We start from the raw sequence: 26,269 nt of genomic DNA on the forward strand, positions 1-26,269 counted from the left end.
CCGGCCGGTCGGACCGGCGGTGAACGGGACGGACGGTGTCAGCGGGTCGCCGCGGCCTCGGCCACGTCGAGCATGTCCCGGATGTCGACGAGCTTGACCCGGGGTCGTCCCTCGCCCCGGCCGGTCCGCCGCTCGTGGGCGTCGATCGCCTTCCAGGCGGCGAGCCCCATCGCCTCGGGCCTGCGCTCGGCCACCAGCGCCGAGAACTCCGGCCCCCCGGCCCGCGGGGTGTCCAGCCGGCCCGCCGACCAGTCCGCCAGCAGGGCGTTCACGGTGTCCTCGGCGCACCAGCGGTTCGTCCCGATGACGCCGCTCGGGCCGCGCTTGATCCAGCCCGCGGTGTAGACGCCGGTCACGGCCTCGCCGGTGTCCGGGTCGGTGACCCGGCCGTCGTCGTTCGGGAGGACCCCGCGCTGCTCGTCGAAGGGCACCCCGGGGATCCGCGCGCCGCGGTAGCCGACCGAGGTGAGGACGAGCCCGCAGTCGAGGTCCTCGGTCTCGCCGGTCGGCCGGGCGGCGACCCGGTCCCCGTCGGCGACCGCGGTGTTCCGCGCGACGCGGACGCCCTCGACGCGCTTCTCCCCGAGGATCTCGTCGGGCCCGGTGAGAAACCGGAGGACGATGCGGCGGCCGGCACCGCCCGGCTCGCGCCCGGCGAGCTCGCGCAGCGCGTCCAGCTTCAGGGCGAGGACCGGGTCCGGCTCCCGCTCCAGCCGGGCCGCCGTGACCTCGTCGAGCTCGATCTCCGCGGGGTCGACGACGACGTCGATCCCGGGAAGGTCGCCGAGCGCCAGGATCTCGGGGGTGGTGAACGCCGCCTGGGCGGGGCCCCGGCGGCCGAGGACCACGACCTCGCGGACCGCGCTGTCCCGCAGCGCGGTGAGCGCGTGCGCCGAGGTGTCGGTGCCCGCCAGGTGCTCCTCCCCCGCGACCAGCACGCGGGCGACGTCGAGGGCGACGTTGCCGTTGCCGACGACGACCGCGCGCTCGCCGGACAGGTCGAACTGCCGGTCCGCGGCGTCCGGATGGCCGTTGTACCAGGCCACGAAGTCGGTGGCCGAGCTGCAGCCGGGCAGGTCCTCCCCGGTGATCCCGAGGCTCCGCCCGCCCGGGGCACCGACCGCGTACAGCACCGCGTGGTGGTGGGCGAGCAGCTCGTCGTGCCCGATGTGCTCCCCCACCTCGACGTTGAGGTGCAGGTCGACCTTCCGCCGCCCCCAGGTGCGGGCGAGCGCGGTGCCCGCGCCCTTGGTGTCCTGGTGGTCGGGGGCCACGCCGTGCCTGATCAGGCCGCCCGGCACCGGCAGGCGGTCGATCATCGTGATCTCGACGTCCAGCCCGCGCCGGCGCAGCATGCTCTCCGCCGCGTAGCAGGCGGCCGGGCCGGTCCCGACGACGGCGACCCGCAACGGCCCCGCCCCCTCGGGCGAGCTGATCTCCGGCTCGGTCCGCTCCGTCCGCGCGGCCGGCTCCCGGCCGTCGTACCAGGCCGCGTTGATCCGCAGGTAGCGCTCGTCGACCGGTTCGAGGTCCTCGTCCGGCACGATCGCCGACACCGGGCACACGTCGATGCAGGCCGCGCAGTCGATGCAGGTGTCCGGATCGATGTAGAGCATCTCGGCACTCGCGTAGCCCGGCTCGTCGGGCGTCGGGTGGATGCAGTCGACCGGGCAGACCTCGACGCAGGACGCGTCGTTGCAGCACGAGCGGGTGATCACATGGGTCATCGGTGGTCCTCGACGGTGCGGACGGGAGCAGGCCGCCGGCGGCGGGCCCGTCGGGGCCCGCCGCCGGCGGCGGGATGCGTCGTGCTGGGGATCAACGCACCTTCTGGTGGGTGGACGTGATGTCCGAGTACTCGGTGCGGATCGCCGGCTTCGCGATCTTCCCGCTGGGCAGCCGCGGCAGCGGGTCCTCGCGGACCACGACGTAGCGCGGGACCTTGTAGTCCGCCATGTGCCGGTTGCACTCCGCGATGATCGACGCCTCGTCGAGGCCCTCGCCCCAGACGATCGCCGCCGGGGTCTCGCCGAACCGCTCGTCCTCGGCGGCGATCACCGAGACCTCCTTCACCCCGGGGATCTTCGAGATCACGGCCTCCAGCTCGAACGGCGACACGTTGATGCCTCCGGTGATGATCAGGTCCTTGAGCCGGTCGACGAAGGTGAGCCGGCCGCCCTCGTCGCGGTTCCCGAGGTCGCCGCTGTGCAGCCAGCCGTCGCGCAGCGCCTTGGCCGTGTTCTCCTCGTCCTGCCAGTACCCGGGTGTGACACCGGGCCCGCGCATGAGGATCTCGCCGTTCTCGCCGGGCTCGCACTCGGTGCCGTCGTGACGGACGACCTTGATCTCGGTGAAGACGTTGCCGCTGCCGCACTTGTCGGGGTGGTCGGCGGCCTCCTCCGGCCACGTCGCGGTCGCGACGCCACCGACCTCGGTCATCCCGTAGATCTGGCGGAGCACGACGTCCTTCGCCGCGTACGCCTCCAGCAGCGGCACGGGCACCGCCGCGCCACCGACGATCGCGGTGTCCAGGCTGCTCAGGTCGGCGTCGGCGAACTCCGGGGTCGCGGCCAGCGCCTGGAAGATCAGCGGCACGCCGAACATGACGGTGATCCGGTGCTTCTCGATCAGCTGCACGGCGCGCGACGGCTTCATCTCCCGCTCCGCGACCAGCGTCCCGCCGAGCACACCGGTGATCACCACGCCGTAGACCAGGCCCGGGGTGAAGGCCAGGGGCAGCAGCAGGAGCGTCCGCGCGCCGGGCCGCATCCCGGGGTCGGTCAGCGAGTTCTCGAAGACGATGTCGAGCAGCGTCCGGTTGGTGCAGACGACACCCTTGGACAGGCCGGTCGACCCGCTGGTGAACAGGATCGCCACCGGGTCCGCGGGGTCGAGGTCGATCCGGAAGTCGTCGGTGCCGCCGGTGCGGAGCCGGCCGACCTCGTCGAACGGGACGGTCGTGAGGTCGTGCCCGAGCCCGACGACCTCCTTGAGCGTCTCCTCGTGCGCCTCCGCGGTCACGACCACCCGGGCGCCGGAGTCGCCGAGGATCTTGTGCAGCTCGCTCGCCACCAGCCGGGGGTTGAGCGGGACGAGCACGCCGCCCGCCTTGACGATCCCCCAGGCCGTCACGACCCACTCGACGCTGTTCGCGCTCATCAGGCCGATCCGGTCGCCGGGCGAGACGCCCTCCCCGACCAGCCTGCGGGCGAGCCGTCCGGACCAGTCCTGCAGCTGCCGGTAGGTCACGGCGTCGTCGCCGACGACGACGGCCTGCTGGTCCGGCTTCCGACGAGCCCACCAGTGCAGGGCCGATGCAACTGACGTCGCCATGATTCTCCTTCTCGCGCCACGGTGCGCAGCCGGCGACCGGACGGGGCCTCGGGCCCCGGACCTCCCGGTCACGTGGACATCCTTCGGTGGGCCGTCGGACCGGCCCGGTACGGGGTCAGGCCGGTAGGACGACCCGGCCGGCGAGCCGGCCGAGCACCTCCTCGGCGTCGGCGACGATGCGGTGCACCAGCTCGGCGACCGTGGGGATGTCGTCGATCAGTCCCTGGCACTGGCCCGCCGTCCAGACACCGGCGTCGAGCTCGCCGGTCTCGAACACGGTCCGCCCGCGGGCCCCCGCCACCAGCTCGCGGACGTCGGGGAACTGCCCGCCCTCGTCGAGGATCCGGACGACCTCGGTGCTGACCGCGTTCCGCGCCACCCGTGCGGTGTTCCGCAGCGGGCGGAAGATCAGGTCGGTGGCCCGCTCGTCGGCGTCCACGATCGCCTGCTTCACGTTCCGGTGCACCGGCGCCTCCGCGGTCGCCATGAACCGGGTGCCCATGTTGATGCCGTCGGCGCCGAGCGCGAGCGCCGCCGCGAGGCCGCGGCCGTCGGCGAACCCGCCGGAGGCCACCACCGGGACCGACAGGCGGGCCGTCGCCGCCGGGATCAGGACGAGCCCCGGCACATCGTCCTCGCCGGGGTGCCCCGCGCACTCGAACCCGTCGATGCTCACGCCGTCCACGCCCACCCGCTCGGCCTTGAGGGCGTGCCGGACGCTGGTGCACTTGTGCAGCACCTTCACGCCGTGCTCGTGGAAGAGCGGGAGGTGCGGCTCGGGGTTGGACCCGGCCGTCTCGACGATCGGGATGCCGGACTCGACGATCACCCGCCGGTACTCGTCGTACGGCGGCGGGTCGATCGCCGGGAGGATCGTCAGGTTCACCCCGAACGGCCGGTCGGTGAGCTCGCGGCAGCGCGCGATCTCCTTCGCCAGGTCCTCGGGGGTCGGCTGGGTCAGCGCGGTCAGGAAGCCGAGGCCGCCGGCCTCGGCGACCGCGGCGACGAGCTCCGCGCGGCCCACCCACTGCATCCCGCCCTGCACGACCGGGTGCTCGATCCCGAAGACCTCGGTGAACCTCGTACGCAGCGCCATCTGTCTCCTCCCGCTGGGATCCGGTGCGGCGGCGTCAGAGCCGCTCGGTGAACTCCGCGTCCCGCTTCTCGCGGAACGCGCTGAAGGCCTCCCGCGAGTCGTCGCCGCGCAGCGTGATCGCCTGCGCGGCGGCCTCCGCGTCCAGGGCCTCCTGGATGCTGCGGTCACCGCCGTCGGTGAGCAGCCGCTTGGTCAGCGCCATCGCCACCGCGGGCCCGGCGGCGAGCCGGTCCACCAGGTCGCCCGTGACGGTGTCGAGTTCGGACACCGGCACGACCCGGTTGACCAGGCCGATCTCGGCGGCGCGGTCCGCGGGGACGATCTCGCCGAGCAGGCAGAGCTCCTTCGCCCGGTGCAGGCCGACCAGCCGGGGCAGGACCCAGGACCCGCCGAAGTCGACGGCCAGCCCGCGCCGGACGAACACCTCGGAGAAGCGGGCCCGGTCGGACGCGACGACGAGGTCGCAGGCCAGGGCCAGGTTCAGCCCCGCCCCGACGGCCACCCCGTCGACGCGCGCGACGGTCGGGGTGGCCATCCGGTGCAGCGCCAGCGCCGTGCGGTTGATCCGGTTCATCGAGCCGAGCGGGTGCCGCTCGTCGGACACCGCCGACAGGTCCGCCCCGGAGCAGAAGTCGCCGTCCCGCCCGGTCACGACGACGACCCGCACCTGCGGGTCGTCGTCGAGCTCGGTCAGCAGGCGGTACAGCTCGTCGAGCATCGAGGCGGTCAGCGCGTTGCGCCGGCCCGGGTTCGACAGCTCGACCGTCGCCGCCGGACCGCTCCGCCGGACGGTCACCTCCGCCTGCGCCACGCCGGTCACGCGAAGTCGACCACTCCGCGCAGGTTCAGGCCCGCGTGCATGTCGGCGTAGCCCTGGTTGATCTCCTCGAGCTTGTACCGCCGGCTCACGAGCTCGTCGAGCCGCAGGTAGCCCTGCTGGTACATGTTCAGGAAGTAGGGCACGTCGCGGGTCGGCGACGACATGCCGAACAGTGCGCCCTGGATCCGCTTCTGGTACATCGCGAACTCCATCAGGTTCACCGGGATGCCGGTGGCCATGAAGTTCGCGACGGCGGTGAGCACCACGATGCCGTCCTTGCGGACCGACGCGAACGCCTCGGCGACGTGCTCGCCGGTCGCGACGCCGACGCAGACGATCGCGCTGTCCGCGCCCTGGCCGTTGGTCAGGTCCTTGGCCAGTGCGGTGGCCTCGGCCATGGTACCGACCGCGTCGGTCGCACCGAGCTTGAGCGCGCTCTCGCGCTTGAACTCGACCGGGTCGACCGCGATGACGCGCAGGGCGCCACCGTGCTTCGCACCCTGCACCGCGTTGATGCCGATCCCGCCGACACCCATGACGATCACGACGTGCCCGGGCCGCACCTGGCCGGCGTTCACGGCGGATCCCCACCCGGTCGGGACACCGCAGCCCACGAGGGCGGCGCTCTCCAGCGGGATGCTCTTGTCAATCTTGATGGCGCCCCACTCGGGGAGGACGCTGTACTCGGAGAAGGTCGACACGAGCGAGCACTGGGCGATGTCGGTGTCGCCGTGGTGCAGGCGGAAGGTCCCGTCGAGCTGGGTCCCGGTCATCATGAACGCGCCGTTGTCGCAGAGGTTCTGCTTGCCCTCGGCGCACCAGCGGCAGCGGCCGCAGCCGGGGATGAAGCTGGCCACGATGTGGTCGCCGGGCTGCAGGTCCCGCACGCCGGAGCCGACCCGCTCGACCACGCCGGCACCCTCGTGCCCGCCGCAGTACGGGTAGTGCGCCGACGGCACGTCACCCTTGGTGAGGTGGTCGTCGGAGTGGCACAGCCCGGCGGAGGTGTACCGCACGAGGATCTCGTGCTCCTTGGGCTCGTCGACGTCGATCTCGATGACGTCCCACTCGCCCGGTGCTTCCCACAGGACAGCTGCCCTCGACTTCATCGTCTTGTTCCTCTCGGGGAATGTGCGGTATGCCGCTCGGAGCGGAGCGACCGTCTCCCTCGACGGCCTCGGCGAGGGGCCGGGGAAGATCGGGACCCTCCGGAGCGTGGACCAGCCTAAAGTTGGTAGGTAGGGCCGTCAATACGTTCTCGGGTTTTTGTCTCGCAAGAAGCATCGCGCGGCGCGTCACACCAGGTGAGAGCACGTTCGTACGGCACTGATGGATACATATGACATCATCCGTCACATGATCGCCGACGAAGCCGCTCCCGCGGGGGACCCCGCCCCGCCGACACCCCTGCTCGACCTCTTCCGGCTCGACGGGAAGGTCGCCGTCGTCACCGGGGCGAGCTCCGGGCTCGGGGCCGGGTTCGCGGTCGCGCTCGCCGAGGCGGGCGCGGACGTCGTCCTCGCCGCCCGCCGGGCGGACCGCCTCGCCGAGACCGGTGACGCGGTGGCCCGGCACGGCCGCGGGTGGCACGCCGTCGCGGCCGACGTCGCCGACCCGGACGACTGCGACCGGGTCGCGGGAGCCGCACTCGAACGCTTCGGCCGGGTCGACGTGCTCGTGAACAACGCCGGCATCAGCAGCGTGGTGCCCGCGCTGCGGGAGGAGCCCGGCGACTTCCGGGGCGTGCTCGACGTCAACCTGTCCGGGGCGTACTGGATGGCACAGGCCTGCGCCCGGCGGATGGAGCCCGGCTCGGCGATCGTGAACGTCGCGAGCGTGCTGGGCCTCGTCGCGTCGGCGCTGCCACAGGCCGCCTACTCGGCGAGCAAGGCCGGCCTCCTCGGCCTGACCCGCGACCTCGCCCAGCAGTGGTCGGGCCGCCGCGGGATCCGGGTCAACGCACTCGCACCCGGGTTCGTGAACACCGAGATGACCGAGGAGATGCCGGAGGAGACCCTCGGCCGCTTCCTCGCCGGGGCACCGCTGCAGCGGCTCGGCACCCAGCGCGAGCTCGACGCCGCGATGCTGTTCCTCGCCGCCCCCGCCTCCGGCTACGTCACCGGGACGACGCTCGCCGTCGACGGCGGGATGAGCGGGCACTGAGCCGGTACCGGACCGACGGAGCGCCGGGAGGCGGGACCTCCCGGCGCGGTCCGTCACACCGGGTCGAGTGCCGACACCAGCCAGTGGTCACCGTCCTGCTCCATCGTGACCCGCACCCGCGAGCCCGACAGGGTCGGCTGGTCCTGCCCCGCCCGCGTGGAGGTCTGGTTCAGGAACATCATGAGCTGGACCTGCCCCGGCGACGACACCTCGGTCGTGCCGACCGCGGCCGTGGAGGTCTGGGTGACCAGCTGGTCACGGTCCGACGCCGGGATGACGATGTCCCGGACCAGGCTGGTGTAATCGTCGCGGAACCTGCCGCCGACCTGCTGGGTCCGCTCGTCGATCTCGTCGGCGATGCTGCGGTGGTCGTAGGACAGCAGCCGCGGCACGACCTCCTCGGCCACCGCCCGCGCCTCGTTCCGGGCCGAGTCCGTCCGCATGTTCTGCACCTGCAGCACGGTGAACAGCACCGCCAGGACCGCCAGCACCACGGCACCGGCGCCGAGCACCCGGGTCGCCTGCCGGGGCCGGTCCCGGTACCAGCCGACGACCGACCGGTACGCACGGACCGGCAGCAGGCCGACCCACCTCAGGCCACGGCCCACCGGCCGCAGCAACGCCTTCGGGCCCCTCACGGCACGAACTCCACTCGCGAGACGAGCCATTCGCCGTCCTTCTTCTCGAGCTCGGTGACCATCCGGTAGAAGCGGGGCTCCCCGTTCGGCACACTCTGGTTCTTGACGTCCGCCTTGACCGCGACCACGACGCGGGCGGTGCTGCCGTCGATGCGGTCGATGCCGGCACCGGTGACCTCGCCCTGGGTGGCGACCTTGGACTCCTTCACCAGGGAGATGTAGGAGTCGAGGTTCTGGGCGAACAGGCCGCCGAAGTCACCGGTGGACTCCTCGACGACCTTGCGGACGTCGTCCTCGGCGGTCTCGAAGTTGATCGAGGTCAGGCTCACGGCCGCGGCCTGGGCGGACTCGAGCGCCGCGGCACGGTCGGACTCCGCCTGCTGCCCGATGCCCCACCAGATGCCCGTCGCCACGGCGGCGACGAGCATCAGCCCGAAGGCCGCCGCCACACCACGGCGCACGGTCGCGCTCGGCGCGGGGCCGCTCTCGGGCTCGCGGCGGGTCGCGGCGGGGCCTGAGCCACCCCGGCCGGCCTCGCCGCCGTCGCCGTCCTCACCGTCCTCGTCGTCACCGGTGCGCAGCGGCGGCGCGGCGGGGAGCCCGTCCGGTTCGCGCTCCGGGGTGTTCTCCGCACCGGAGGTCTCGGTCCGTTCGGTGCGGACGTCGCTCTCCTGCGACGTGACGGCGTCGGCCGCCTCGTCCCCGGCCGCGGGCGTCGTCGCCCGCCTGCCGGACTGGAAGGTTCTCACCACGTCAACTCCTCGGTTCGGCGGTGCCGGGCCGCCCCGCTCCGGGGGTGAGCGGGGCGCGGGGTGCCGGCGCCGTGTGGGGGCCCGGCCGCACAGCGGGTGCGGCCGTGCCCACGACCGGACGGACCAACGATGTTGTCTCCGTCACGGCCGTTCGATCGTGACATCTTGGCTCGACTGTCTCGCATCCGGGGTCCGGTACCACTGCTGACCACGGTCAGGCCGGGCCCGGGACGGACATCAGACCGCCGAGCGTCATCTGGTCCGCGGGCGGTGCCGGCGTGCTCACGGCGCCGATCGCACCCAGCGGCTCGAAGGCGGGCTCACCGTTCAGCCCGGTGTCCGGACGGAGCGTCAGGCGGCCGGCCGCCGTCGGGCTGTAGCCCTCGCCACGGCACTGGAAGATCGTCGCCGCACGCCGGCCGGGGGGCGACCCCGGCTCGAAGCACGGCAGGTTGCGCGCGCTGCGGGCCAGCGTCGGGTCGTCCTGGGGCAGCTTGCAGTAGCTGTTCTCCGGGAGCGGGACGTCACCCGTCTCCATCGCGTTCCGCGGTCCGCCCGGCTGGCCGGCGGGGATCCATCCCTCGACGCAGTTGGGCTGGTTGGCGTTGGTCTCGAGGTTGAACCGGAAGATCCCCGGTTCGGCCTCCGGCGCGACGACCAGCGATCCGGCCGTGAACATCGGGTACACGACGAGGATCTGCTCGATCGGCGCGTTGTACGCCTCCGCCAGCCGGGTCAGGACCTCGGTGGTGCTCAGCAGCGTCGGCGTGCTCCGGCTCAGGTCACCGAGCAGGCCCTCGGCCTGCTCGGCCGCACGGGTGCCGTCGGTGAACACCGACCGCAGATCGGTGTCGCTCTCCCGCAGCTGCCCGGTGAAGGAGTTCAGGTTCCGGCTCCAGTTCCGGATCGAGTCGCTGGTCGCGAGCTGCGGGTCGGCGAAGCCCTCGAAGTCGTTGATCAGCCGCTCGGTCGGCTCGTAGTTCTTGTCCGCCTCGTCGACGAGGAGCCGGGTGTTGTCGACCAGCCGCCCGAGGTCGGGCCCGATCCCGCGGAACGCGTCGGCGAACTCGTTCAGGACGGTCGTGAAGTTGTCCTGGTCCACCGAGGTCAGCAGGTTGTCGGTGTTCTGGAGGACGTCGGCCGTCGGGATCGGGACCGTCGTCATCTCCTTGGGGATGTGGTCCCCGTCGGCCAGCGGCGGGGCCGCCGGGTCCTGCGGGACGAAGTCGACGTACTGCTCACCGATCGCCGACACGCTGTGCACCTCGGCCCGGCTGCCGCTGGGCGGCAGCCGGTCCTCCTCGAGCGTCATCCGGATCCGGACACCCTCGGGGTCCAGGTCGACGTCGGTGACGGTCCCGACGGTGGCGCCGCGGAACGTCACGTTGGCGTTCGGGTAGAGGCCACCGGTGGCCGGCAGCGTCGCCGTCACCGCGATCCGGCCGAACCCCAGCACCTGGGGCACCCGCACGTAGTAGAAGACGATCAGTAGCGAGGCGAGCAGCGTGAGGACCATGAAGATCGCCAGCTGGACCTTGACGTACCTGGTGATCACGTCAGTTGCCTCCCGTCAGGCCGTCGAGCAGGCCGCCGCCGGAGGGCTCCTCGGCCGGTCGTTGCTGCTGCTGTTGCTCCTGCTGCCGCTCGAACTCGCTCTGCTCCGGCGGGGCCGGGCGCTCGAGCGTGCCGGACGGCGGTCCCGGCGGTGGCTCGTTCGGCACGGCGCCGTCGAGCAGGTCGAGCCCGGGCTCACCGACCGGGGCACCCGGCTCCTCGGGCAGCACCGGCGCCGTCAGGGGATTCGCCGCACCGAGGGCGTTGCCGCCGGCCTTCATGATGTCCTGCAGCCGGTTCAGCTGACCCTCGAACGGCGTGCCGGTCAGGAAGTTCTGGTCGAGCGTGCCGAGCGTCAGGTCCAGCGTGAGCCAGAAGTTGATGTAGTCGCCCTGGAACGTCTCGCCGAAGTTGCGCAGCGGGAAGATGATCGTCCCGAGCAGCCCGAGCGAGTCGGTCAGCGAGTTGTTGGCGTCCGCGAGCCCGGCCAGGGCCGGGGTCAGGTTGTCCAGGTTGCGGGCGAGGTTGTCCGAGCTCTCCGCGACGACCGCGTCCGTGGCGTCACCGAACTTGCCGAGCGACACGAGCGTGTCGGTCAGGTTCTCGCGTTCCCGGTTCAGCACGGTCAGCGCCGGCGGGATCGCCTGCAGGGCCCCGTCGATGGCCTGGTCCTGCTCGGCGAAGTTGGCCGCCAGGCGGTCGATCCCGTCGATCGCGCGGGTGATGTCCTGCTTCTGGTCGTCCAGCCCGCGGGAGAAGGTCTCCAGCTCGGTGATCAGGCCCCGGAAGTCCTCGGTGCGGCCGCCCAGCGCCTTGTTCACCTCGCCGGTGATGGTCTTGAGGTTCTGCAGGTTGCCGCCGTTGAGCAGGGTCGCGACCGAGGCCAGCACCTCCTCGGTCTCCGGGTACTTGCCGGACTGCTCCAGCCCGATCCGGGCACCGTCGGTCAGGCGCCCGGTCGGCGCCTGGTCGGCCGGAGGCGTCAGCTCGACGAACTTCGCGCCGAGCAGGGAGGCCTGGCCGATCCGGGCCTGGGTGTTCGCCGGCAGCTCCACGTCGGAGTTCAGCGACACCGTGACGAGCGCGTTCCAGTCGTCGAGCTCGACCTTGGTGATGTTGCCGACCGGCTGGTCACCGACCCGCACCGGGTTGTTCGGCACGAGATCGGCCACGTTGCGCAGCTCGATCTGCACCGTGTACGCGCCGTCCCCGACGCCGGGCACACCGGGCAGGGTGAAGTCGTTCAGCCCGCTGTACCCGCACGCGGAGAGCGAGACCGAGCAGGCGGCGATCATCGCGATCGCGACGCTGCGTGGCGTCCTGGCCATCAGTTGCCTCCCTGGGGGAACAGCAGGCCGCCGAGACCCGGGGCGTCGACGTCCGGCGGGGCCTCCGGTCCGGGGGTGGGCTGCCGGTAGGGCGCGTCCCTGCCCGGCTGGTTGTCGGTCGGCCCACCCGTACCGGGGACGGCGATCGGGTTGACGCCGACCGGCGGCTGCTGGACGCGCAGCAGGTTGAACAGCGGGCCGAGGTTGCTCTTGCAGTAGTCGATGCCCTTGATCGGGTCCTGGGCCGCAGCGGTGAACGCCGAGCAGACGAAGTCCGCCGGGGTGTTGAGGTTGTCCACCACGAGCTTCCCGGAGAGGGCCCGCGTCCTCGGCGAGACGATGTTGAAGAGGTTCATCAGCGTGCTCGGGCCGACGTGCAGGATCGTCGCGAGCTCGTCGCGCGAGTTCGACAGCGTCCGGGTGAGGTCACCGAGCTCGGTGACCGACTCGTTGAGCACCGGGCCGTTGTCGGCGACGAACTCGTCGACCGCCACGGCGGCCCGGGAGACGCCCTCGAGCGCCCGGGACAGCTCGTCCTCGTTGTCGGTCAGGACTCCGGAGACCGTGTCGAGCCGCGAGTTGAACTCGACGATCTGGCCGTCGACCTGCTTGAGCGCCGTGACGAAGGCCTGCAGGTTGCGCACCGTCCCGAACAGGTCGCCGCGCCCCTCGGACAGGGTCTCGACCGCCGAGGACGCCTCACGCACCAGCTCGTTGAACTTCTGGCCCTGGCCACCTGCGGCGTTGCGGGCCGCCATGTCCAGGAAGCGGGACAGGGAACCGCTCTGGTTCGCCTCGTCGGGCCCGAGCGCCGTGCTCAGGTTCTGGAGCTCCTTCTTCAGGTCGTCGAACTCCAGCGGGGAGACGGTCCGCTCGACGGGGATCTCCGCACCGTCCTCCAGCACGGGGCCGCCGGTGTAGGCGGGTGCGAGCTGGAGGAACCGGGTCGCGACCAGGGTCGGCGACACGACGGCGGCGTTCACCTCGGCGGGGAGGTCGTACTGGGAGTCGTAGGTGAACTCCATCCGGACCTTGTCGCCGGCGGGCTCGATCGAGCTGATCTTGCCGACGTCGACGCCCTGGATCTTCACGCGGTCGTTCGGGTAGATGCTCTTGACCGACTCGAAGTAGGCCACACCGGTCTTCGACGACGTGCTGACCAGCACGATCACCGCAGCCGCCACGACGGCGGCCACGAGACCGGCGGCGAGCAGCCGGGTCAGCGCCGTTCCTGCTTTCAGACGGGACATCTCAGTTTCCTCCGGCACCGATCAGGCCGCCGATCGAGGGCGGAGTGGGGACGGGTGGTGCGCCCCCGGCGGGCGGTGTGGGAACGGCCAGGCTGGGCAGGAAGTCCGCGGCCGGGAACAACGTGGGCCCGGCGTTCCCCAGGTCGCCGTGCCCGGCGAAGAACGGGCCGCCGGCGAGACCCTCGCCCAGGCCGGTGATGAAGCTCGAGACGCGCTCGACGGCGGAGACGATGTTGCCCTCGTTGCGCTCGAGGATCTCGAGCACTCCGTTGAGCTCGTTCAGCGCCGGTGCGAGCCGCCCCCGCTGATCCTCCGTCAGGCCGACGATCTGGTCGGTGGCCCGCCGGGTGGTGACGAGCAGCTCACCGATGATGTCGCGGCGGGCCTCCAGCTCACCGAGCAGCTTGTTGCCGTCGGTGAGCAGCGTCGTCAGCTTCGCGGTCTGCCGGTTGAGGACGCCCGTGACGCTCTCCGCCCGCTCGAGCAGGTCACCGATGGCGGCGTCCCGGCTGGCGATCGTGCGGGACAGCCGGGTGATGCCCTCGAACGCGGGCCCGAGCTCGTCCGGGGTGTTCTGGAAGGCGTCGGTGAACGTGTCGAGCGCCGTGCTGACCTGGTTCATGTCGATCTCGCCCGTGCGCCGGGTGAGATCCTCGATGCCCTCGGTGATGCTGTACGGCGCGACGGTCCGCTCCAGCGGGATGACCCCGCCGGCCTCCATCGGGGTCCGCCCGTCCGGCCGGATCTCCAGGTTGCGCTCGCCCAGCAGGGTCTGCGTGCCGATCGTCGCCGAGGTCAGGTCGCCGAGCTCCACGTCCTTCGCCGTGAACTCGACGACCACGTCCGGCCCGTCCAGGGTGACGTTCTTGACCTGGCCCACCTCGGCACCGGCCACCCGGACGGTGTTGCCCATCTGCAGGCCACCGGCCTCGGTGAACCGGGCCTCGTACTTCTTGCCGCCGAAGACCGGCAGCTCGGCCAGCTGGAACGAGGCGACCAGCAGCACCGCCAGGATCGCCAGGCCGGCGATCGCGATCGTGACCGGGTTCTTCTCCCGGAACCGGAGCTTCATCGCGGGCCCTCCGTACCGTCGGTGCGGAGGAGCTCGTTCGGGACCTGGCCCTGGTCCGCGGCGTCCTCCTGCGGGATCGGGTTCGCCTCGCGCTGCTCGGGCGTCTCCAGCGGGGAGTTGCCGAACTTGCAGCGGTCGACGTTGTCGGCCGGGCCCACCCACGGCGAGTAGACCGGGTCACCGGCCGGGCCGGTGGTCTTCACCCGCACCGAGCAGATGAACAGGTTGTAGGTCGCGCCGCGCGAACCCAGCCGGCTGACCCGCAGGTACGCCCCGGGCAGCAGCGCCAGGTTCTCGTCGATCGCCGCCTCACCGGCCTTGGCCTGCTTCGACACCCGGTCGAGCTGGTCCACGGTGCCCTTCAGCGGGCCGCGGACCTTCCCGAGCAGCTCGTCGACGCTGCTGGTGAGCCGGTTGGCGCCCTCCAGCGAGTTGCCGATCCGCTCCCGGTCGTTCGCCAGCCCGGTCGTGAGCTCCTGCAGCTGGCCGATCGTCGACTCCAGCTCGGGGGCGCGCTTGTCGAGCGTGCCGAGCACGGTGTTGAGGTTGTCGACGACGGAGCCGATCACCGCGTCCTTGTCGGCGAGCGTGTTGGTCAGCGAGCCGACCCGGGCGAGCAGCGACTCGATGGTGCCGCCCTGCCCCTGGAAGACCGAGATGATGTCGGAGCTCATCTGGTTGATCTGGTCCGGCGCCAGCCCCTCGAACAGCGGCGAGAAGCCCGCCAGCAGGACGTCGAGGTCGAGGGCCGGGCGGGTCTGCGCGACCGGGATGACCGCGTCCTCCGCCAGCGGCGCGCCGCCGCCGGTGCCCCGGGAGACCTCGAGGTAGCGGTCACCGGTCAGGTTGAGGTACCGGACGGCGAGATTCGTGTCGGCGGGGAGCTCCTTCGCCGAGTCGACGGTGAAGGTGACCTTCCCCTGGGTGTTGTCGACGACCGAGACGTCCTGGACCGACCCCACCTCGACGCCTGCGATCCGCACCGAGTCGCCCTCGAGGATCCCGGAGGTGTCGGTGAAGACGCCCGAGTAGCTCTTGCGGTCGCCGAACCCGGAGCCCGCGCCCATCTCGATGCTCACGACGGCGAGCACGAGCATCGTCACGACCACGAAGATCGTCGACTTGACCAGGGGGCCCTTGATGTTCTGGGCCTTCGAGACGCTCATCGGCCGCCCTCCTCGTCGGTGAACAGCCCGCCGAGGAGACCGCCGGACCCACCGTCCGGCGCCGTCGGCGGCGTCGCTTCCTGCTCCGGGGTCAGCGGTCCGGGAGCGCCCGGTGCCGGAGCGGGCGGAGCGCCCGGCCCGGCCGGTGCCCCCGGCGCCGGCGCGTTCTCGCCGCCCGGGACCGGCTGGACCTGGGCGCCCGGGAGGCCGAGCCCCTCACCGGCACCGGCGAACGGGCCGAAGAGCTGTGTGACCAGCGGCGGCTCGCCGATCCGGACGGTGTTGTCGCCGTCCGGGTTGGGCTCGCCACCCTTGTCGACGTTCTTCATCAGCGACTCGGGCACCACGCTGCCGTCGAGCCCGGGCATCTGGTGGCAGTCCGGGCCGTTGTCGGCGCCGACCTCGGGCGGGCTCTTGTAGACGGTGTCGCCCGGCTGCAGCGTGACGAGCCCGACGAAGCCGGGGACGGTGTTGCCCTGCTGCTGCTCGAGCTGCTGGCGCGACTTGTCCAGGCCCTTGAGCCAGCACGAGAACATCGGGGAGTACTCGCGCAGCAGGTCGGTCGTGGGCAACGCCGTCTGTGCGACGTCGCGGATCCCCTCGCGGTTCTGCAGGAAGAACGACTCGCCGGTCTTCGAGACCCGGGACAGCTGGAACAGGAAGCTCTCGATGTCGGCCTGCTGCTCGACGACCGTCCGGCTGGTCACCGTGGCGTTGTCCAGGGTGGACGCCAGGTCACCGGCCACGTCGCCGTAGAGGTTGGTGAGGTCCGCGCCCTTGCGGAAGTCGGTCTGCAGCTGTGGCAGGTTCGCGTTGAACCGCTTGAGGTAGGCGTTCAGCTGCGTCGCCGTCTCGCCGATCTCCTCGCCGCGGCCGTCGAGCGCGGTGGCGAGGTTGCCGATCACCTGGCTCACCTGGGCCGGCTCGAGGGTGTCGAGGATCTGGTCGAGCGAGTCGAACAGCGTGTTGACCTCGACCGTGACCGCGTCACTGCTGATCCGGTCCCCGGCGGCGAGCATCCGGCCCGACGGCGCCTGGGGCATGGTCATCTGCACCGTCTTCGCGCCGAAGGCGGTGAGCTGGTCGAGGGAGACGGACACGTCCGCCGGGACCTGACCGATCCGGTCGGCGTCCATGTCGAGGACGATGTCGACCGCACCGCGGTCGCCGTCGGCCAGCGACACCGAGCCGACCTCGCCGACGTCGACGCCCTTCAGCTGCACCCGGTTGCCCGGGTACATCTGCAGGCCCGACCGGTCCGCGCGCAGCTGCACGGGGACGGTCTTGGCGAAGGCGTTGAGGTACATGGCGGTGCACAGCCCGAGGAACCCGAGCATGATCCCGAGCAGGATCAACGCGTAGACGCGGTACTTGAACCGCGAGAAGAAGGTCTCGTTCATCAGGTCATCCCGTGATGCGGAAGGCGTCGGAGTCGGCGTAGAGGGCCATCGAGATGGCGAGCTCGGCGGTCAGCACCGCGATCAGCGACGTGCGGACGGCCTGCCCCACCGCCTTCCCGACGCCGGCCGGGCCACCGCTGGCGGTGTAGCCGTAGTAGGTGTGGATGGAGATCACGACGATCGCGATCCCGATCGCCTGGGCGAACGAGTAGAGGACGTCCTGCCACTGCATGAACGTCTGCATGTAGTGGTCGAACGTGCCCTCGGAGAGCCCGAAGAAGCCGACCTGGGTGACCTTCCAGCCGACCCAGGCGCCGACCATCGACATGGAGAAGATCGGGATGATCGTGATCATTCCGGCGACCAGGCGGGTGGTGACGAGGTAGGGGAGCGAGCGGACGCCCATCACCTCGAGCGCGTCGATCTCCTCGGAGACCCGCATCGCGCCGAGCTGGGCGGTGAACCCGCTGCCGACCGTGGCCGCGAGGGCGGCGCCCGCGATGATCGGCACCAGCAGGCGCGGGTTGATGATCGCCGAGGCGAACCCGCCGAGCGCCTCGAGCTGGAGGTTGGCCAGCGCGTCGTAGCTCTGGAGGCCGCCGGTGACACCGGCGAACAGGGTGATGAAGAAGGTGATCACCGACGAGCCACCGATGACGGCGAGCGCGCCGGTGCTCATACCGACCTCGGCGATCAGCCGGACCTGCTCGGTCTTGTAGCTCTTGACGGCTTTGGGGATCCAGACGACGCCCTTGCCGTAGAACTCGGCCTGCTTGCCGAGGTCGTCGAGCAGCCGGAGCGGAGCGCCCAGGGCGTTGCGAACAGAGGAGAGCATGGGCACGTCCCTCACACGAGTCCGAGCGAGTAGGGGATCTGCGTCAGCAGGATGTTGATCGGGAAGAGCGCGAGGAACGTGTAGACCACGGTCTCGTTGACCGCGTTCCCGACACCGCGCGGACCTGCCTTGCAGGTCATCCCCCGGTAGCAGCCGATGAGGGCGCCGACGACGCCGAACACGACGGCGCGGAGCTCGCCGTGCACCAGGTCGTCGAAGCCGACGAGCAGCGTGAGCGAGTCGATGTACTGACCCGGGCTGGCGTCCTGCAGGTAGACGGCGAAGACGTAGCCGCCGGAGAGACCGATCAGGATCATCACGCCGTTGAGCAGGAAGGCGTTGACCGCCGTCGCCAGCACCCGCGGCACGACGAGGCGGTGCACGACGTCGATGCCGAGGACCTCCATGGCGTCGAGCTCCTCGCGGATCCGGCGCGCACCGATGTCGGCACAGACGGCGGTGGAGCTGGCCCCCGCGATGATGAACGTCGTCGCGACCGGTCCGATCTGGGTCACCGTGGCGAACGCCGACCCCGAGCCGCTGAGATCGATCGCGCCGATCTCGACGAGCACGAGGTTGAACTGGAACGTCACCAGTGCGACGAAGGGGATGCCGAGCAGGATCGCCGGCCCGAGCGAGACGCTGGCGACGAACCAGGTCTGCTGCACGAACTCGCGCCACTGGAACGGGCGCCTGAACATCGCGACGAAGGTGTCCGCGGTGAAGGCGAAGAAGGTGCCGAGCGGTGTCACGGTCCGCGCGACCGCCGGGGGGGTGTTCATGACGCCATCCCCCTCGGGGTGGCATCGGTGCAGGTCACAACGTCGGGCTGCATCGGGGGCCTCTGCTCTGAGACGACGGGGTTCGGGACGGGCGTCGCGGGGACGGCGCTCCGTCTTCAGAGGCAGAACGAGCTACGCTTTGACAAGTTTCGTTCAACGTCTCACTGTTAACCCGATCGGAGTACTGACCCACCGAGACATCACCCGAACGAGCAGCCGAGTAAGAGACACTCGACGAAAGATGTTTCGTTGTTTCAGTATCGGAGGCGGTCATCGCCGACGCAGCGACACGAGGAGGTGCGCCGTGAAGGGCGTGGAGGTCAAGGTCGAGAACCTGTCGAAGTCGTTCGGCAAGGCGAACATCTGGTCGGACGTGTCACTGACCCTCCCTCCGGGCGAGGTGTCGGTGCTTCTGGGCCCGTCGGGTACCGGCAAGTCCGTGTTCCTGAAGACCCTCATCGGGCTGCTCAAGCCCGAGCAGGGGTCGATCGTGATCCACGACACCGACCTCGTCCGGTGCAACGAGTCGAAGCTCTACGAGATCCGGAAGCTGTTCGGCGTGCTGTTCCAGGACGGCGCGCTGTTCGGGTCGATGAACCTGTTCGACAACATCGCCTTCCCGCTGCGCGAGCACACGAAGAAGAACGAGTCGCAGATCAGCGACATCGTGCTCGAGAAGATGGACCTGGTCGGCCTGCGCGGCGACGAGGGCAAGCTGCCCGGCGAGATCTCCGGCGGCATGCGCAAGCGGGCCGGGCTGGCCCGGGCCCTCGTGCTGGACCCGGAGATCATCCTGTTCGACGAGCCGGACTCGGGCCTCGACCCGGTGCGCACGGCGTACCTGAACCAGCTGATCATCGACCTCAACGCACAGACCGACTCCACCTTCCTGATCGTCACGCACGACATCAACACCGCGCAGACGATCCCGGACAACATCGGCCTGCTGTACCGCAAGCACCTCGCCATGTTCGGCCCCCGCGAGCAGCTGCTGACCTCCGAGGAGCCCGTCGTCGCACAGTTCCTCAACGGCCGCAGGCAGGGGCCGATCGGGATGTCCGAGGAGAAGGACTCGGCGCAGGCCGAACGGGAGATGGCCGAGGCCGGCGGGCTGGCCGGGCTGCCCCCGATGAAGCCGCAGCTCCAGGCCTCCCCGGGGATGCCCGAGCGGGCGGCCGTCCGGCGCCGCCAGGAACGGGTCCGCGAGATGATGCACACGCTGTCGCCCGCGGCCCAGGAGGCGATCCGCGCGAACATGGACGACCAGGCGGTCCCGGCGGGCGCCGGCGCCGCCCGGCACGGGTTCCGGGACGAGCCCACGACCGAGTTCCCCCGCGTGCAGTGACGGGGACGAGTCGCATGGACGCCGCCGGCGAGGAGATGAACGCCTTCGAGACCGTCATGTGGCGGATCGAGTCGGATCCCGCACTGCGGACACCGGCCATGGCCTGTCTCGAGCTCGACGCCGTCCCGGACCCCGGACGGCTGGCCGCGGTGCACGAGGCCGCCGTCGCCGTCGTCCCCCGGCTCGGCCAGCGGGTCGTGGAGCCGGCACTGGGGCTCGGGGTGCCGCGGTGGACGACCGACCCGGCGATGGACCTCCGGTTCCACCTCCGCCGCCACCAGCTCCCGGCCCGCGGCGGCTGGCCGGAGCTGATGGAGGGGTTGTCGCAGTTCTACATGAGCCCGCTCGACCGGGCGCGGTCCCCGTGGGAGGCCCTCCTGGTCGAGGGGCTCCCCCGCGGCCGCGCCCTGTACGCGCTGAAGATGCACCACGCCGTCACCGACGGTCTCGGCGTGATGCAGCACCTGGCGCGCATCCTGGCGCCGGAGCGGCAGGACGACGTCCCGGGCGGGCCGCGGCCGGCGCACCTGCAGACGCCACCGATGTCGCCCTACGAGGCGCTGGTCGCCCAGGCCCGTGCCGATCTCGGCCGCGTGACCGGTGAGGTGGGCAGGCTGGGCTCGGCCGGACTGCGGTCGCTGGCCGCGCCGTTCTCGACGGCCGGGGCGGTGTCCCGGTACGTGTCGTCCCTGGGCCGAGTGCTCGCTCCCCCGGCCGCCGAGAACTCGGCGCTGCTCGCCGAGCGGGGCCTGACCCTCCGGCTCGCCGCCGTCGACGTCCCGTTCGACCGGCTCAGGGCGGCGGCGAAGGCCGCGGGCGGCAGCGTGAACGACGCGTTCCTGGCCGCGCTGCTCGGCGGGTACCGGCTCTTCCACGAGCGTTCCGGGGCGCCGGTCCCGGAGGCCGTCCCGACCGCCATGCCGATCTCGCTGCGCCGGTCCGACGATCCCGAGGGCGGGAACCGCATCGCCTCCGCCCGGTTCGCCGGTCCGATGGCCGAGACCGACGTCGCCCGCCGGGTCGAGCGGATCCGGGCCGTGGTGTCCGAGGTCCGGGAGGAGCCGGCGGTCGACGTGATCGGCCTGTTCTCGCCGCTGCTCGGCCGCATGCCCGGCGCGCTCGCCGCGATCCTCGCCGGGCCGATGACGAAGGGCAACGACCTGCACGCCAGCAACGTGCCGGGGCTGCAGGGGGACCACTACCTCGCGGGTGCCCGGGTCGAACGGTTCTACGGCTACGGCCCGCTCGGCGGGGGTGCCTCGCTGATCACGCTGGTCAGCCACGGTTCCACCGCCTGCATCGGGGTCGGCCTCGACACCGCGGCCTTCGCCGACGGCGACCTGTACCTGCAGTGCCTGGTGGACGGGTTCACCGAGGTGCTCGACCTGGCGCCGGGCACCGCGACGCCGACGCTGCGCGGATGACGGCCGAGCACCACGGCCGTCCGCGGGCGGCGGCCCACCCCGAGGGGCCGGAGCCGGTGGGCGTGCTCGTCACGGAGCACCACCGGCCGAGCATCCGGTCCCGCGTCCTGACGGCCGTCATGGACCAGCTCATGGCCCGGGCCCTGCGCGCCCTGACCGGCGACACGCTGACCCAGGCGCTGCGGGACCGGCTGGCACGCTTCGACGAGTGGGCCGCCCACGTGCCGGTGCCCTGGGGCGCACGGGTCGGCCGCACCTCGGTCAACGGCCTCCCCGCGGAGTGGTCGGTCGGGCGGGGCGTGCGGGACCCCGACGCCGTCGTCCTCTACCTGCACGGCGGGGGCTGGCTGTTCGGTGGCCTGAACTCGCACCGCTCGCTGGTCTCCCGGCTGTCGTCGGCGTCCGGGCAGGCCGCCCTGGCGGTGGCCTACCGGATGGTCCCGGAGGTGTCGCTGGACCAGGAGATCGAGGACTGCCTCGACGCCTACCGGTGGCTGCTCGCCCGCGGGATCGCGCCGGGGCGCATCGCGATCGCCGGCGACTCCGCCGGCGGGCACCTCGCCGTCGCGACCGCCCTGCGTGCCCGGGAACGCGGCCTGCCGCGACCGGCGGCCGTCGTCGGGATGTCCGGGGTCTACGACCTCGACACCGCCGCGCGGGCCGCGCTCGATCCCGGCGACGATCCGACCGGGTCGGCGGCCGCCCTCCAGTGGATGATCGAGATGATCCTGGCCGGGGACGCGCCGGACCGGTACTCGCCCCTGCGGGCGGACCTCGCGGACCTGCCGCCCACCCTGCTGACCGTCGGTTCCGCCGAGGTGCTGCGGGAGGAGACCGAGCAGCTCGCGCGCCGCCTCGCCGCCGCGGGGGCGCACTGCGTGCTCGAGATCTGGCACGGCCAGCCGCACGTGTTCCAGGCGTTCGCGCCGGTGCTCCCGGAGGCCTCGCGCTCGCTCGACCGCATCGGGACGTTCCTGCGCTCGGCCTTCGCCGGCACCGCACGGCCGCTGCCCGGACGGTCCCGCCGCGCCCCGGCGGACCTGGACGACAAAACCTAACGGCTATAGAATTCGGCCATGTCCACCCGCCCGTCGACCGTCCCGCTCCCCGACCCGGGACCGGGCGTCCCGCGCACCGTCCCGCGCGGGTGCCCGCTCTGCGAGGCGATGTGCGGGCTGGCGGTCACCCTCGACGCCGACGACCGCGTGGTCACGGTCCGCGGCGACGACCACGACGTCTACAGCGCGGGCTACCTCTGCCCCAAGGGGGCGTCGCTCGGCGCGGTCGACGACGACCCCGACCGGTTGACCCGGCCGCTCGTGCGGCGCGACGGGGAGCTGCGCCCCGCGACCTGGGACGAGGCGTTCGCCGAGGTGGACCGGCTGCTGGGGCCGCTGCTCGCCACGGACCGCGACACCGTCGCCGCCTACATCGGCAACCCGACCGGCCACAACGTCGCCTTCACCCTGCTGGCGGGCAGGCTCGCGCGGTCACTGGGGAGCGCCCAGACCTACTCGCCGGCCACCATGGACCAGCTGCCCCAGACCGTGACCGCAGCCCTGCTGTTCGGCGAGCCCAGCAGCATCCCGGTGCCCGATCTCGACACCACCGACCTGCTCGTGATCATCGGCGGCAACCCGCTGGTGTCCAACGGCAGCGTCGGAGCCTCGCCGGACTACCGCGGCAAGCTGCGTGCCCTACGGGCGCGCGGCGGCCGGCTCGTCGTCGTCGACCCGGCGCGGACCGCGACCGCCGACGTCGCCGACGACCACCTGCGGGTGCGGCCGGGCACCGACCTGTTCCTGCTGCTCGGCCTGCTGCACGTGGTGATCACCGAGGACCGGGTCCGGCTGCGGGCCGCGGAGGGCCGCGTCTCCGGACTCGCGGAGCTCCGCACCGCGGTCGCGCCCTGGACGCCCGACGCCGCGGCCCGCGCCTGCGGGATCGCGCCGGACGCGATCGTCCGGCTCGCACGCGAGCTCGCCGGGACCGGACGCGCCGCAGTGTACGGGCGGCTCGGCACCACGCTCAACCGGCACGGCACCCTGACCTGCTGGGCGCTGCAGGTCCTGAACGTCGTGTGCGGTCACCTCGACCGTCCGGGCGGGCTGCAGTTCACCCGTCCCGTCACCGGTTCCCCCACCACCCGGCGGGCGACCAGGCCCCCGCGGCCCTTCACCACCGGGCGGTACCGCACCCGGGTCGGCGGGCACCCCGAGGTGCTCGGCGAGCTCCCGGTCGCCGCGCTGGCGGAGGAGATCCTGACCCCCGGTCCGGGCCGTGTCCGCGGGATGGTGGTCTACGGCGGCAACCTCGCCCGGTCCATGCCGGACTCGACGAGCATGCAGCGGGCCCTCGCCGACCTCGACGCGCTCGTCTGCGTCGACCCCTATCTCAACGAGACCACCCGGTACGCCGACGTGATCCTCCCGCCGCCGGGCTCGCTCACCCGCGACCACTTCGACCTGGTGCTCTACCAGTTCGCTCAGCGGAACTTCGCACGGTTCTCCCGGCCCGCCCGGCCGGTGCCCGACGGGATGATCCCGGAGTGGGAGATCCTGCTGCGGCTCTGCGCGATCTACGAAGGCCGCGGCCCCGGCGCCGACCCCGGGCTCGTCGACGACGAGATCGCCGCGTCGCTGCGGGCCTCGGTCGCGCGCGGGCTCGACACCGGCGAGGACGGGATCGTCACCGACTTCCCGGAGCGGGGACCGCGCAGGCTGCTCGACCTGCGCATCCGGTCCGGCCCCTACGGCGACCACTTCGGCCGCGTACCGGGCGGGCTCACGCTGGCCCGGCTGCTCGGCTCTCCGCACGGGATCGACCTCGGTCCGCTGGGCCCCCGGCTCGACGAGGTGATCCGCACCCCCTCCGGCACGATCGAGCTCGCACCGGCGCAGGTGCTCGACGCGCTCGCCGGCGTCGACGCCCCGGTGGCCGAGCCCGGGACGCTGCTGCTGATCGGGCGTCGTGACCTGCGGTCGAAGAACTCCTGGCTGCACAACGTGGACCGGCTCGCACGGGGCCCGGAGCGCGCGATGCTCTACGTCTCCCCCGGCGACGCCCACGAGCTCGGCATCGACGACGGCGGGACGGTCTCGGTCGGCTCGGCCGCCGGGCGGATCCGGGTCCCGGTGCGGCTCACCGACGAGGTGCCGGACGGCGTGTGCTCACTGCCGCACGGCTGGGGTCACGACGACGACCACGCCCGGCTCCACGTCGCGGCGCGGCAGCCGGGGGTCAACAGCAACACCCTCACCGACGGCTCGGTGCTCGACCCGCTGTCGGGCACCGTCCAGATGAACGCCGTCCCCGTCCGCGTCGAACCGGCGCCCCGCGGCTCCTGACCCCTGCACGGGGCGCGGCTGTGCGGCGAGCCACCCCCGCGAGCGCCGCGGGGACGGTGATAATGACCGTATGCCACGTCCGGCCAGCCCTCTGATCAGGTACGACTCGGTGATCTCGACGTCGCTGGAGATCATCGACGCGGAAGGTCTGGAGGCCTTCAGCCTGCCCCGGCTGGCCCGTGCGCTCAACGTGCGCGCGCCGTCGCTCTACCACCACTTCGCGGACAAGGCCGAGATCCTGCGGGGCGTCGCCCGCGCCATCGTGGTGGAGACCCGGATGCCCGACTCCCGGACGACCCCGAACTGGATCGAGTGGTTCGTCGCGCTCAGCCTCAACTTCCGGCACGCCGTGCTGCAGCACCGCAACGCCGCACCGGTGCTGCTCCGGTTCATGCCCCGCGACGTGCTGATCCGCACCTACGAGCAGAGCGCCCGCTTCCTGACCGCCGTGGGCGTCCCGGCCGACCAGTGCGTCCTGCTCCTCGACGGGCTGGACAAGCTGACGCTCGGCGCCGCGATCGCCGAGGCCGCGAAGGACCCGGACGAGGCGGGCGAGCTCTTCGGCACCGCCGACCCGGAGTCCGAGCCGACGCTCGCGAACGCGGTCGCGCAGAACCGGATGAGCACCGAGGAGGTCTTCGCCGAGACCGTCCGCAGCTTCCTGCGCGGGGCGGCGCCGTACGTCCCGGCCGACGCCCCGCCCCCGGACGGTCTGGCCGGCCGGACCGTCGCCGACCTCCGGCCGTCCGAGGCCTCCTGAGGGACCCCGGACGGGCAGCGGGACCTAGAGCGTCGACCCGGCCCCGAACACGGTGGCGCTGACCAGCGGGGCCATCGGGCCACCGAGCAGCAGCGAGACGGCCGCACCGGGAACCGGGTTGGGCGAGGTCCCGCGGATCTGGCGGACGGCCTCGACGATCAGGCCGAAGCCGTGCACGAACCCCTCCGCGATGTTGCCGCCGGCGGTGTTGAGCGGCAGGCCGCCGTCCGGGGCGATCAGGTTCTCGAACCGCATCACCCGGCCGGCCTCGGCACCCGGCGGGACCAGCCCGACGTCGATCAGCGACGCGACGGCGGGCCCGGAGAAGTTCTCGTAGACCTGGGTGACGTCGACCTCGCCCGGCTTGATCCCCGCGCCCTCCCACAGCCGGGAGACCAGCGCCGGGTGGAAGCCCGCGCTGCTGTACGGGCTCTCGTTCTCGACCGACTCGGTCCAGGACGGGCCAGCACCCTGCACCCCGGAGAGCACGTAGGCCGGCTCCTGCCGGAGCGCGCGGGCCCGCGCGGCGCTGGTGACGATGACGGCACCGGCGGCGTCGTTCTCGCGGGAGCAGTCGTAGAGGCGCAGCGGCTCGGAGATGATCCGGGCGTCGTCGTACACCTCGGGGTCGAGCGGCTTCCCGTACGCCACGGCCTCCGGGTTGTTCTGCGCGTGGTGGTACGCGGCGGCCACCAGCGCGCCGAGCGCCTCACGGGGGACGCCGTCGACCTCGATCATCCGCTGGGTCCGCAGGGCGCAGATCTGGGCGGGCGCGAAGACCCCGTGCGCACCGTAGAGGGGCCCGATGTGGCCCTTGCTGTAGCTCTGCCGGCCCGCGTCGGCCTCGGAGATGCCGCGGTAGACGCAGACCGTCTCGGCCTGTCCCGCGACGACGGCCGCGGCCGCGGCGTTCACCGCAGCGGCCACCCCGCCGCCACCGCCACCCCAGACCATGCTGGACCAGCGGACCTCCTTCACGCCGAGCGCCGCACCGACGGCCAGGCCCTCGTTGTCGTCGTTCGCGTAGGAGACGAAGCCGTCGATGTCGTGGGCGTCGAGGCCCGCGTCGGCGGCCGCGTCGAGGATCGCCCGCAGCGTCAGCTGCAGCGACGACGACGTCGCGGTCCCGCGCTTCAGGAAGGGGGTGTTGGCCGCCCCCACCACCGCGGTGGCCCCCCGGAAGGACCGGTCGGGTGTGGTCATG

22 protein-coding genes are annotated in these 26,269 nt (G+C 72.1%); 6 read left to right on the forward strand and 16 right to left on the reverse strand.

Annotation, left to right across the window (positions count from 1 at the left end):
• Window positions 1-38 precede the first annotated feature (38 nt).
• From AD017_RS07840 to AD017_RS07860, 5 genes are all read right to left on the reverse strand, one after another.
• Window positions 39-1,727 carry an FAD-dependent oxidoreductase gene (locus tag AD017_RS07840; RefSeq protein WP_060573773.1) on the reverse strand — a complete coding sequence of 563 codons (1,689 nt, stop codon included), beginning with the start codon at window positions 1,725-1,727 and terminating at the stop codon, window positions 39-41.
• Between the two features lie 91 nt (window positions 1,728-1,818).
• Window positions 1,819-3,333, reverse strand: a complete 1,515-nt coding sequence (locus AD017_RS07845) for a class I adenylate-forming enzyme family protein (protein ID WP_060573774.1) — start codon at window positions 3,331-3,333, stop codon at window positions 1,819-1,821.
• Window positions 3,334-3,448: 115 nt separating this feature from the next.
• On the reverse strand, window positions 3,449-4,429 hold the full coding sequence (locus AD017_RS07850; RefSeq protein WP_060573775.1) for a nitronate monooxygenase family protein: 981 nt from the start codon (window positions 4,427-4,429) through the stop codon (window positions 3,449-3,451).
• A 34-nt stretch (window positions 4,430-4,463) separates the two neighbouring features.
• The gene (locus tag AD017_RS07855) at window positions 4,464-5,240 is read right to left on the reverse strand and encodes an enoyl-CoA hydratase/isomerase family protein (protein WP_060576295.1); all 777 of its coding nucleotides are present in this window, start codon (window positions 5,238-5,240) and stop codon (window positions 4,464-4,466) included.
• 5 nt (window positions 5,241-5,245) lie between these two features.
• A complete protein-coding gene (locus AD017_RS07860; protein ID WP_060573776.1) occupies window positions 5,246-6,358 on the reverse strand; it encodes an NDMA-dependent alcohol dehydrogenase in 1,113 nt (370 codons plus the stop codon).
• Window positions 6,359-6,605: 247 nt separating this feature from the next.
• On the opposite strand from AD017_RS07860, the gene AD017_RS07865 reads away from it, so the two are divergent.
• Window positions 6,606-7,412, forward strand: a complete 807-nt coding sequence (locus AD017_RS07865) for an SDR family NAD(P)-dependent oxidoreductase (RefSeq protein ID WP_060573777.1) — start codon at window positions 6,606-6,608, stop codon at window positions 7,410-7,412.
• Window positions 7,413-7,465: 53 nt separating this feature from the next.
• Here the strand turns inward: AD017_RS07865 and AD017_RS07870 are convergent, their stop codons facing one another.
• The 10 genes from AD017_RS07870 to AD017_RS07915 all read right to left on the reverse strand — a co-directional run bounded on the left by AD017_RS07870 (window position 7,466) and on the right by AD017_RS07915 (window position 18,189).
• Window positions 7,466-8,050 (reverse strand): hypothetical protein, encoded by a 585-nt coding sequence (locus tag AD017_RS07870; RefSeq protein WP_060573778.1) that lies wholly within the window; start codon window positions 8,048-8,050, stop codon window positions 7,466-7,468.
• The gene (locus AD017_RS07875) at window positions 8,047-8,802 is read right to left on the reverse strand and encodes a hypothetical protein (protein WP_060573779.1); all 756 of its coding nucleotides are present in this window, start codon (window positions 8,800-8,802) and stop codon (window positions 8,047-8,049) included. Before AD017_RS07875 ends, AD017_RS07870 begins: the two co-directional genes overlap by 4 nt.
• A 214-nt stretch (window positions 8,803-9,016) precedes the next feature.
• A complete protein-coding gene (locus AD017_RS07880; protein WP_060573780.1) occupies window positions 9,017-10,357 on the reverse strand; it encodes an MCE family protein in 1,341 nt (446 codons plus the stop codon).
• A gap of 1 nt (window position 10,358) precedes the next feature.
• Window positions 10,359-11,684: an MCE family protein gene (locus tag AD017_RS07885; RefSeq protein WP_082399117.1), complete on the reverse strand. Its 1,326-nt coding sequence runs from the start codon at window positions 11,682-11,684 to the stop codon at window positions 10,359-10,361.
• Window positions 11,684-12,934, reverse strand: a complete 1,251-nt coding sequence (locus AD017_RS07890; protein WP_060573781.1) for an MCE family protein — start codon at window positions 12,932-12,934, stop codon at window positions 11,684-11,686. Before AD017_RS07890 ends, AD017_RS07885 begins: the two co-directional genes overlap by 1 nt.
• 1 nt (window position 12,935) lies before the next feature.
• Window positions 12,936-14,006: an MCE family protein gene (locus AD017_RS07895; protein WP_060573782.1), complete on the reverse strand. Its 1,071-nt coding sequence runs from the start codon at window positions 14,004-14,006 to the stop codon at window positions 12,936-12,938.
• Window positions 14,003-15,172: an MCE family protein gene (locus AD017_RS07900; RefSeq protein ID WP_060573783.1), complete on the reverse strand. Its 1,170-nt coding sequence runs from the start codon at window positions 15,170-15,172 to the stop codon at window positions 14,003-14,005. Before AD017_RS07900 ends, AD017_RS07895 begins: the two co-directional genes overlap by 4 nt.
• Window positions 15,169-16,572: an MCE family protein gene (locus tag AD017_RS07905; RefSeq protein WP_060573784.1), complete on the reverse strand. Its 1,404-nt coding sequence runs from the start codon at window positions 16,570-16,572 to the stop codon at window positions 15,169-15,171. The genes AD017_RS07900 and AD017_RS07905 overlap by 4 nt, the downstream gene beginning before the upstream one ends.
• A gap of 4 nt (window positions 16,573-16,576) precedes the next feature.
• Window positions 16,577-17,407, reverse strand: coding sequence for an ABC transporter permease (locus AD017_RS07910; RefSeq protein ID WP_060573785.1), 831 nt, complete (start codon window positions 17,405-17,407; stop codon window positions 16,577-16,579).
• An 11-nt stretch (window positions 17,408-17,418) separates the two neighbouring features.
• Window positions 17,419-18,189 (reverse strand): ABC transporter permease, encoded by a 771-nt coding sequence (locus AD017_RS07915; RefSeq protein ID WP_060573786.1) that lies wholly within the window; start codon window positions 18,187-18,189, stop codon window positions 17,419-17,421.
• Window positions 18,190-18,493: 304 nt separating this feature from the next.
• Here AD017_RS07915 and AD017_RS07920 point away from each other — a divergent pair, with 304 nt between their 5' ends.
• The 5 genes from AD017_RS07920 to AD017_RS07940 all read left to right on the forward strand — a co-directional run bounded on the left by AD017_RS07920 (window position 18,494) and on the right by AD017_RS07940 (window position 25,065).
• Window positions 18,494-19,534 carry an ABC transporter ATP-binding protein gene (locus tag AD017_RS07920; protein ID WP_082399118.1) on the forward strand — a complete coding sequence of 347 codons (1,041 nt, stop codon included), beginning with the start codon at window positions 18,494-18,496 and terminating at the stop codon, window positions 19,532-19,534.
• A 14-nt stretch (window positions 19,535-19,548) separates the two neighbouring features.
• On the forward strand, window positions 19,549-20,958 hold the full coding sequence (locus AD017_RS07925) for a wax ester/triacylglycerol synthase domain-containing protein (protein ID WP_060573787.1): 1,410 nt from the start codon (window positions 19,549-19,551) through the stop codon (window positions 20,956-20,958).
• Complete coding sequence (locus AD017_RS07930; protein ID WP_060573788.1) at window positions 20,955-22,016, forward strand: alpha/beta hydrolase; 1,062 nt, start codon at window positions 20,955-20,957, stop codon at window positions 22,014-22,016. Before AD017_RS07925 ends, AD017_RS07930 begins: the two co-directional genes overlap by 4 nt.
• A gap of 18 nt (window positions 22,017-22,034) precedes the next feature.
• Window positions 22,035-24,305, forward strand: coding sequence for a molybdopterin-dependent oxidoreductase (locus AD017_RS07935; RefSeq protein ID WP_082399119.1), 2,271 nt, complete (start codon window positions 22,035-22,037; stop codon window positions 24,303-24,305).
• A 109-nt stretch (window positions 24,306-24,414) separates the two neighbouring features.
• Window positions 24,415-25,065 (forward strand): TetR family transcriptional regulator, encoded by a 651-nt coding sequence (locus AD017_RS07940; protein WP_075299816.1) that lies wholly within the window; start codon window positions 24,415-24,417, stop codon window positions 25,063-25,065.
• A 24-nt stretch (window positions 25,066-25,089) separates the two neighbouring features.
• On the opposite strand, the gene AD017_RS07945 is transcribed toward AD017_RS07940, so the two are convergent.
• Complete coding sequence (locus AD017_RS07945) at window positions 25,090-26,268, reverse strand: transporter (protein ID WP_060573789.1); 1,179 nt, start codon at window positions 26,266-26,268, stop codon at window positions 25,090-25,092.
• Window position 26,269: the final 1 nt, after the last annotated feature.

The organism is Pseudonocardia sp. EC080619-01 (assembly GCF_001420995.1).
In the GTDB taxonomy this organism is placed as follows: Bacteria; Actinomycetota; Actinomycetes; order Mycobacteriales; family Pseudonocardiaceae; genus Pseudonocardia.

Coding starts and splice junctions, on each gene's coding strand:
- AD017_RS07930 (WP_060573788.1), top strand. CDS start 20,955: ATGACGGCCGAGCACCACGGCCGTCCGCGGGCGGCGGCCCACCCCGAG.
- AD017_RS07885 (WP_082399117.1), bottom strand. CDS start 11,684: ATGGCCAGGACGCCACGCAGCGTCGCGATCGCGATGATCGCCGCCTGC.
- AD017_RS07935 (WP_082399119.1), top strand. CDS start 22,035: ATGTCCACCCGCCCGTCGACCGTCCCGCTCCCCGACCCGGGACCGGGC.
- AD017_RS07905 (WP_060573784.1), bottom strand. CDS start 16,572: ATGAACGAGACCTTCTTCTCGCGGTTCAAGTACCGCGTCTACGCGTTG.
- AD017_RS07840 (WP_060573773.1), bottom strand. CDS start 1,727: ATGACCCATGTGATCACCCGCTCGTGCTGCAACGACGCGTCCTGCGTC.
- AD017_RS07915 (WP_060573786.1), bottom strand. CDS start 18,189: ATGAACACCCCCCCGGCGGTCGCGCGGACCGTGACACCGCTCGGCACC.
- AD017_RS07850 (WP_060573775.1), bottom strand. CDS start 4,429: ATGGCGCTGCGTACGAGGTTCACCGAGGTCTTCGGGATCGAGCACCCG.
- AD017_RS07895 (WP_060573782.1), bottom strand. CDS start 14,006: ATGAAGCTCCGGTTCCGGGAGAAGAACCCGGTCACGATCGCGATCGCC.
- AD017_RS07900 (WP_060573783.1), bottom strand. CDS start 15,172: ATGAGCGTCTCGAAGGCCCAGAACATCAAGGGCCCCCTGGTCAAGTCG.
- AD017_RS07910 (WP_060573785.1), bottom strand. CDS start 17,407: ATGCTCTCCTCTGTTCGCAACGCCCTGGGCGCTCCGCTCCGGCTGCTC.
- AD017_RS07865 (WP_060573777.1), top strand. CDS start 6,606: ATGATCGCCGACGAAGCCGCTCCCGCGGGGGACCCCGCCCCGCCGACA.
- AD017_RS07845 (WP_060573774.1), bottom strand. CDS start 3,333: ATGGCGACGTCAGTTGCATCGGCCCTGCACTGGTGGGCTCGTCGGAAG.
- AD017_RS07945 (WP_060573789.1), bottom strand. CDS start 26,268: ATGACCACACCCGACCGGTCCTTCCGGGGGGCCACCGCGGTGGTGGGG.
- AD017_RS07890 (WP_060573781.1), bottom strand. CDS start 12,934: ATGTCCCGTCTGAAAGCAGGAACGGCGCTGACCCGGCTGCTCGCCGCC.
- AD017_RS07860 (WP_060573776.1), bottom strand. CDS start 6,358: ATGAAGTCGAGGGCAGCTGTCCTGTGGGAAGCACCGGGCGAGTGGGAC.
- AD017_RS07925 (WP_060573787.1), top strand. CDS start 19,549: ATGGACGCCGCCGGCGAGGAGATGAACGCCTTCGAGACCGTCATGTGG.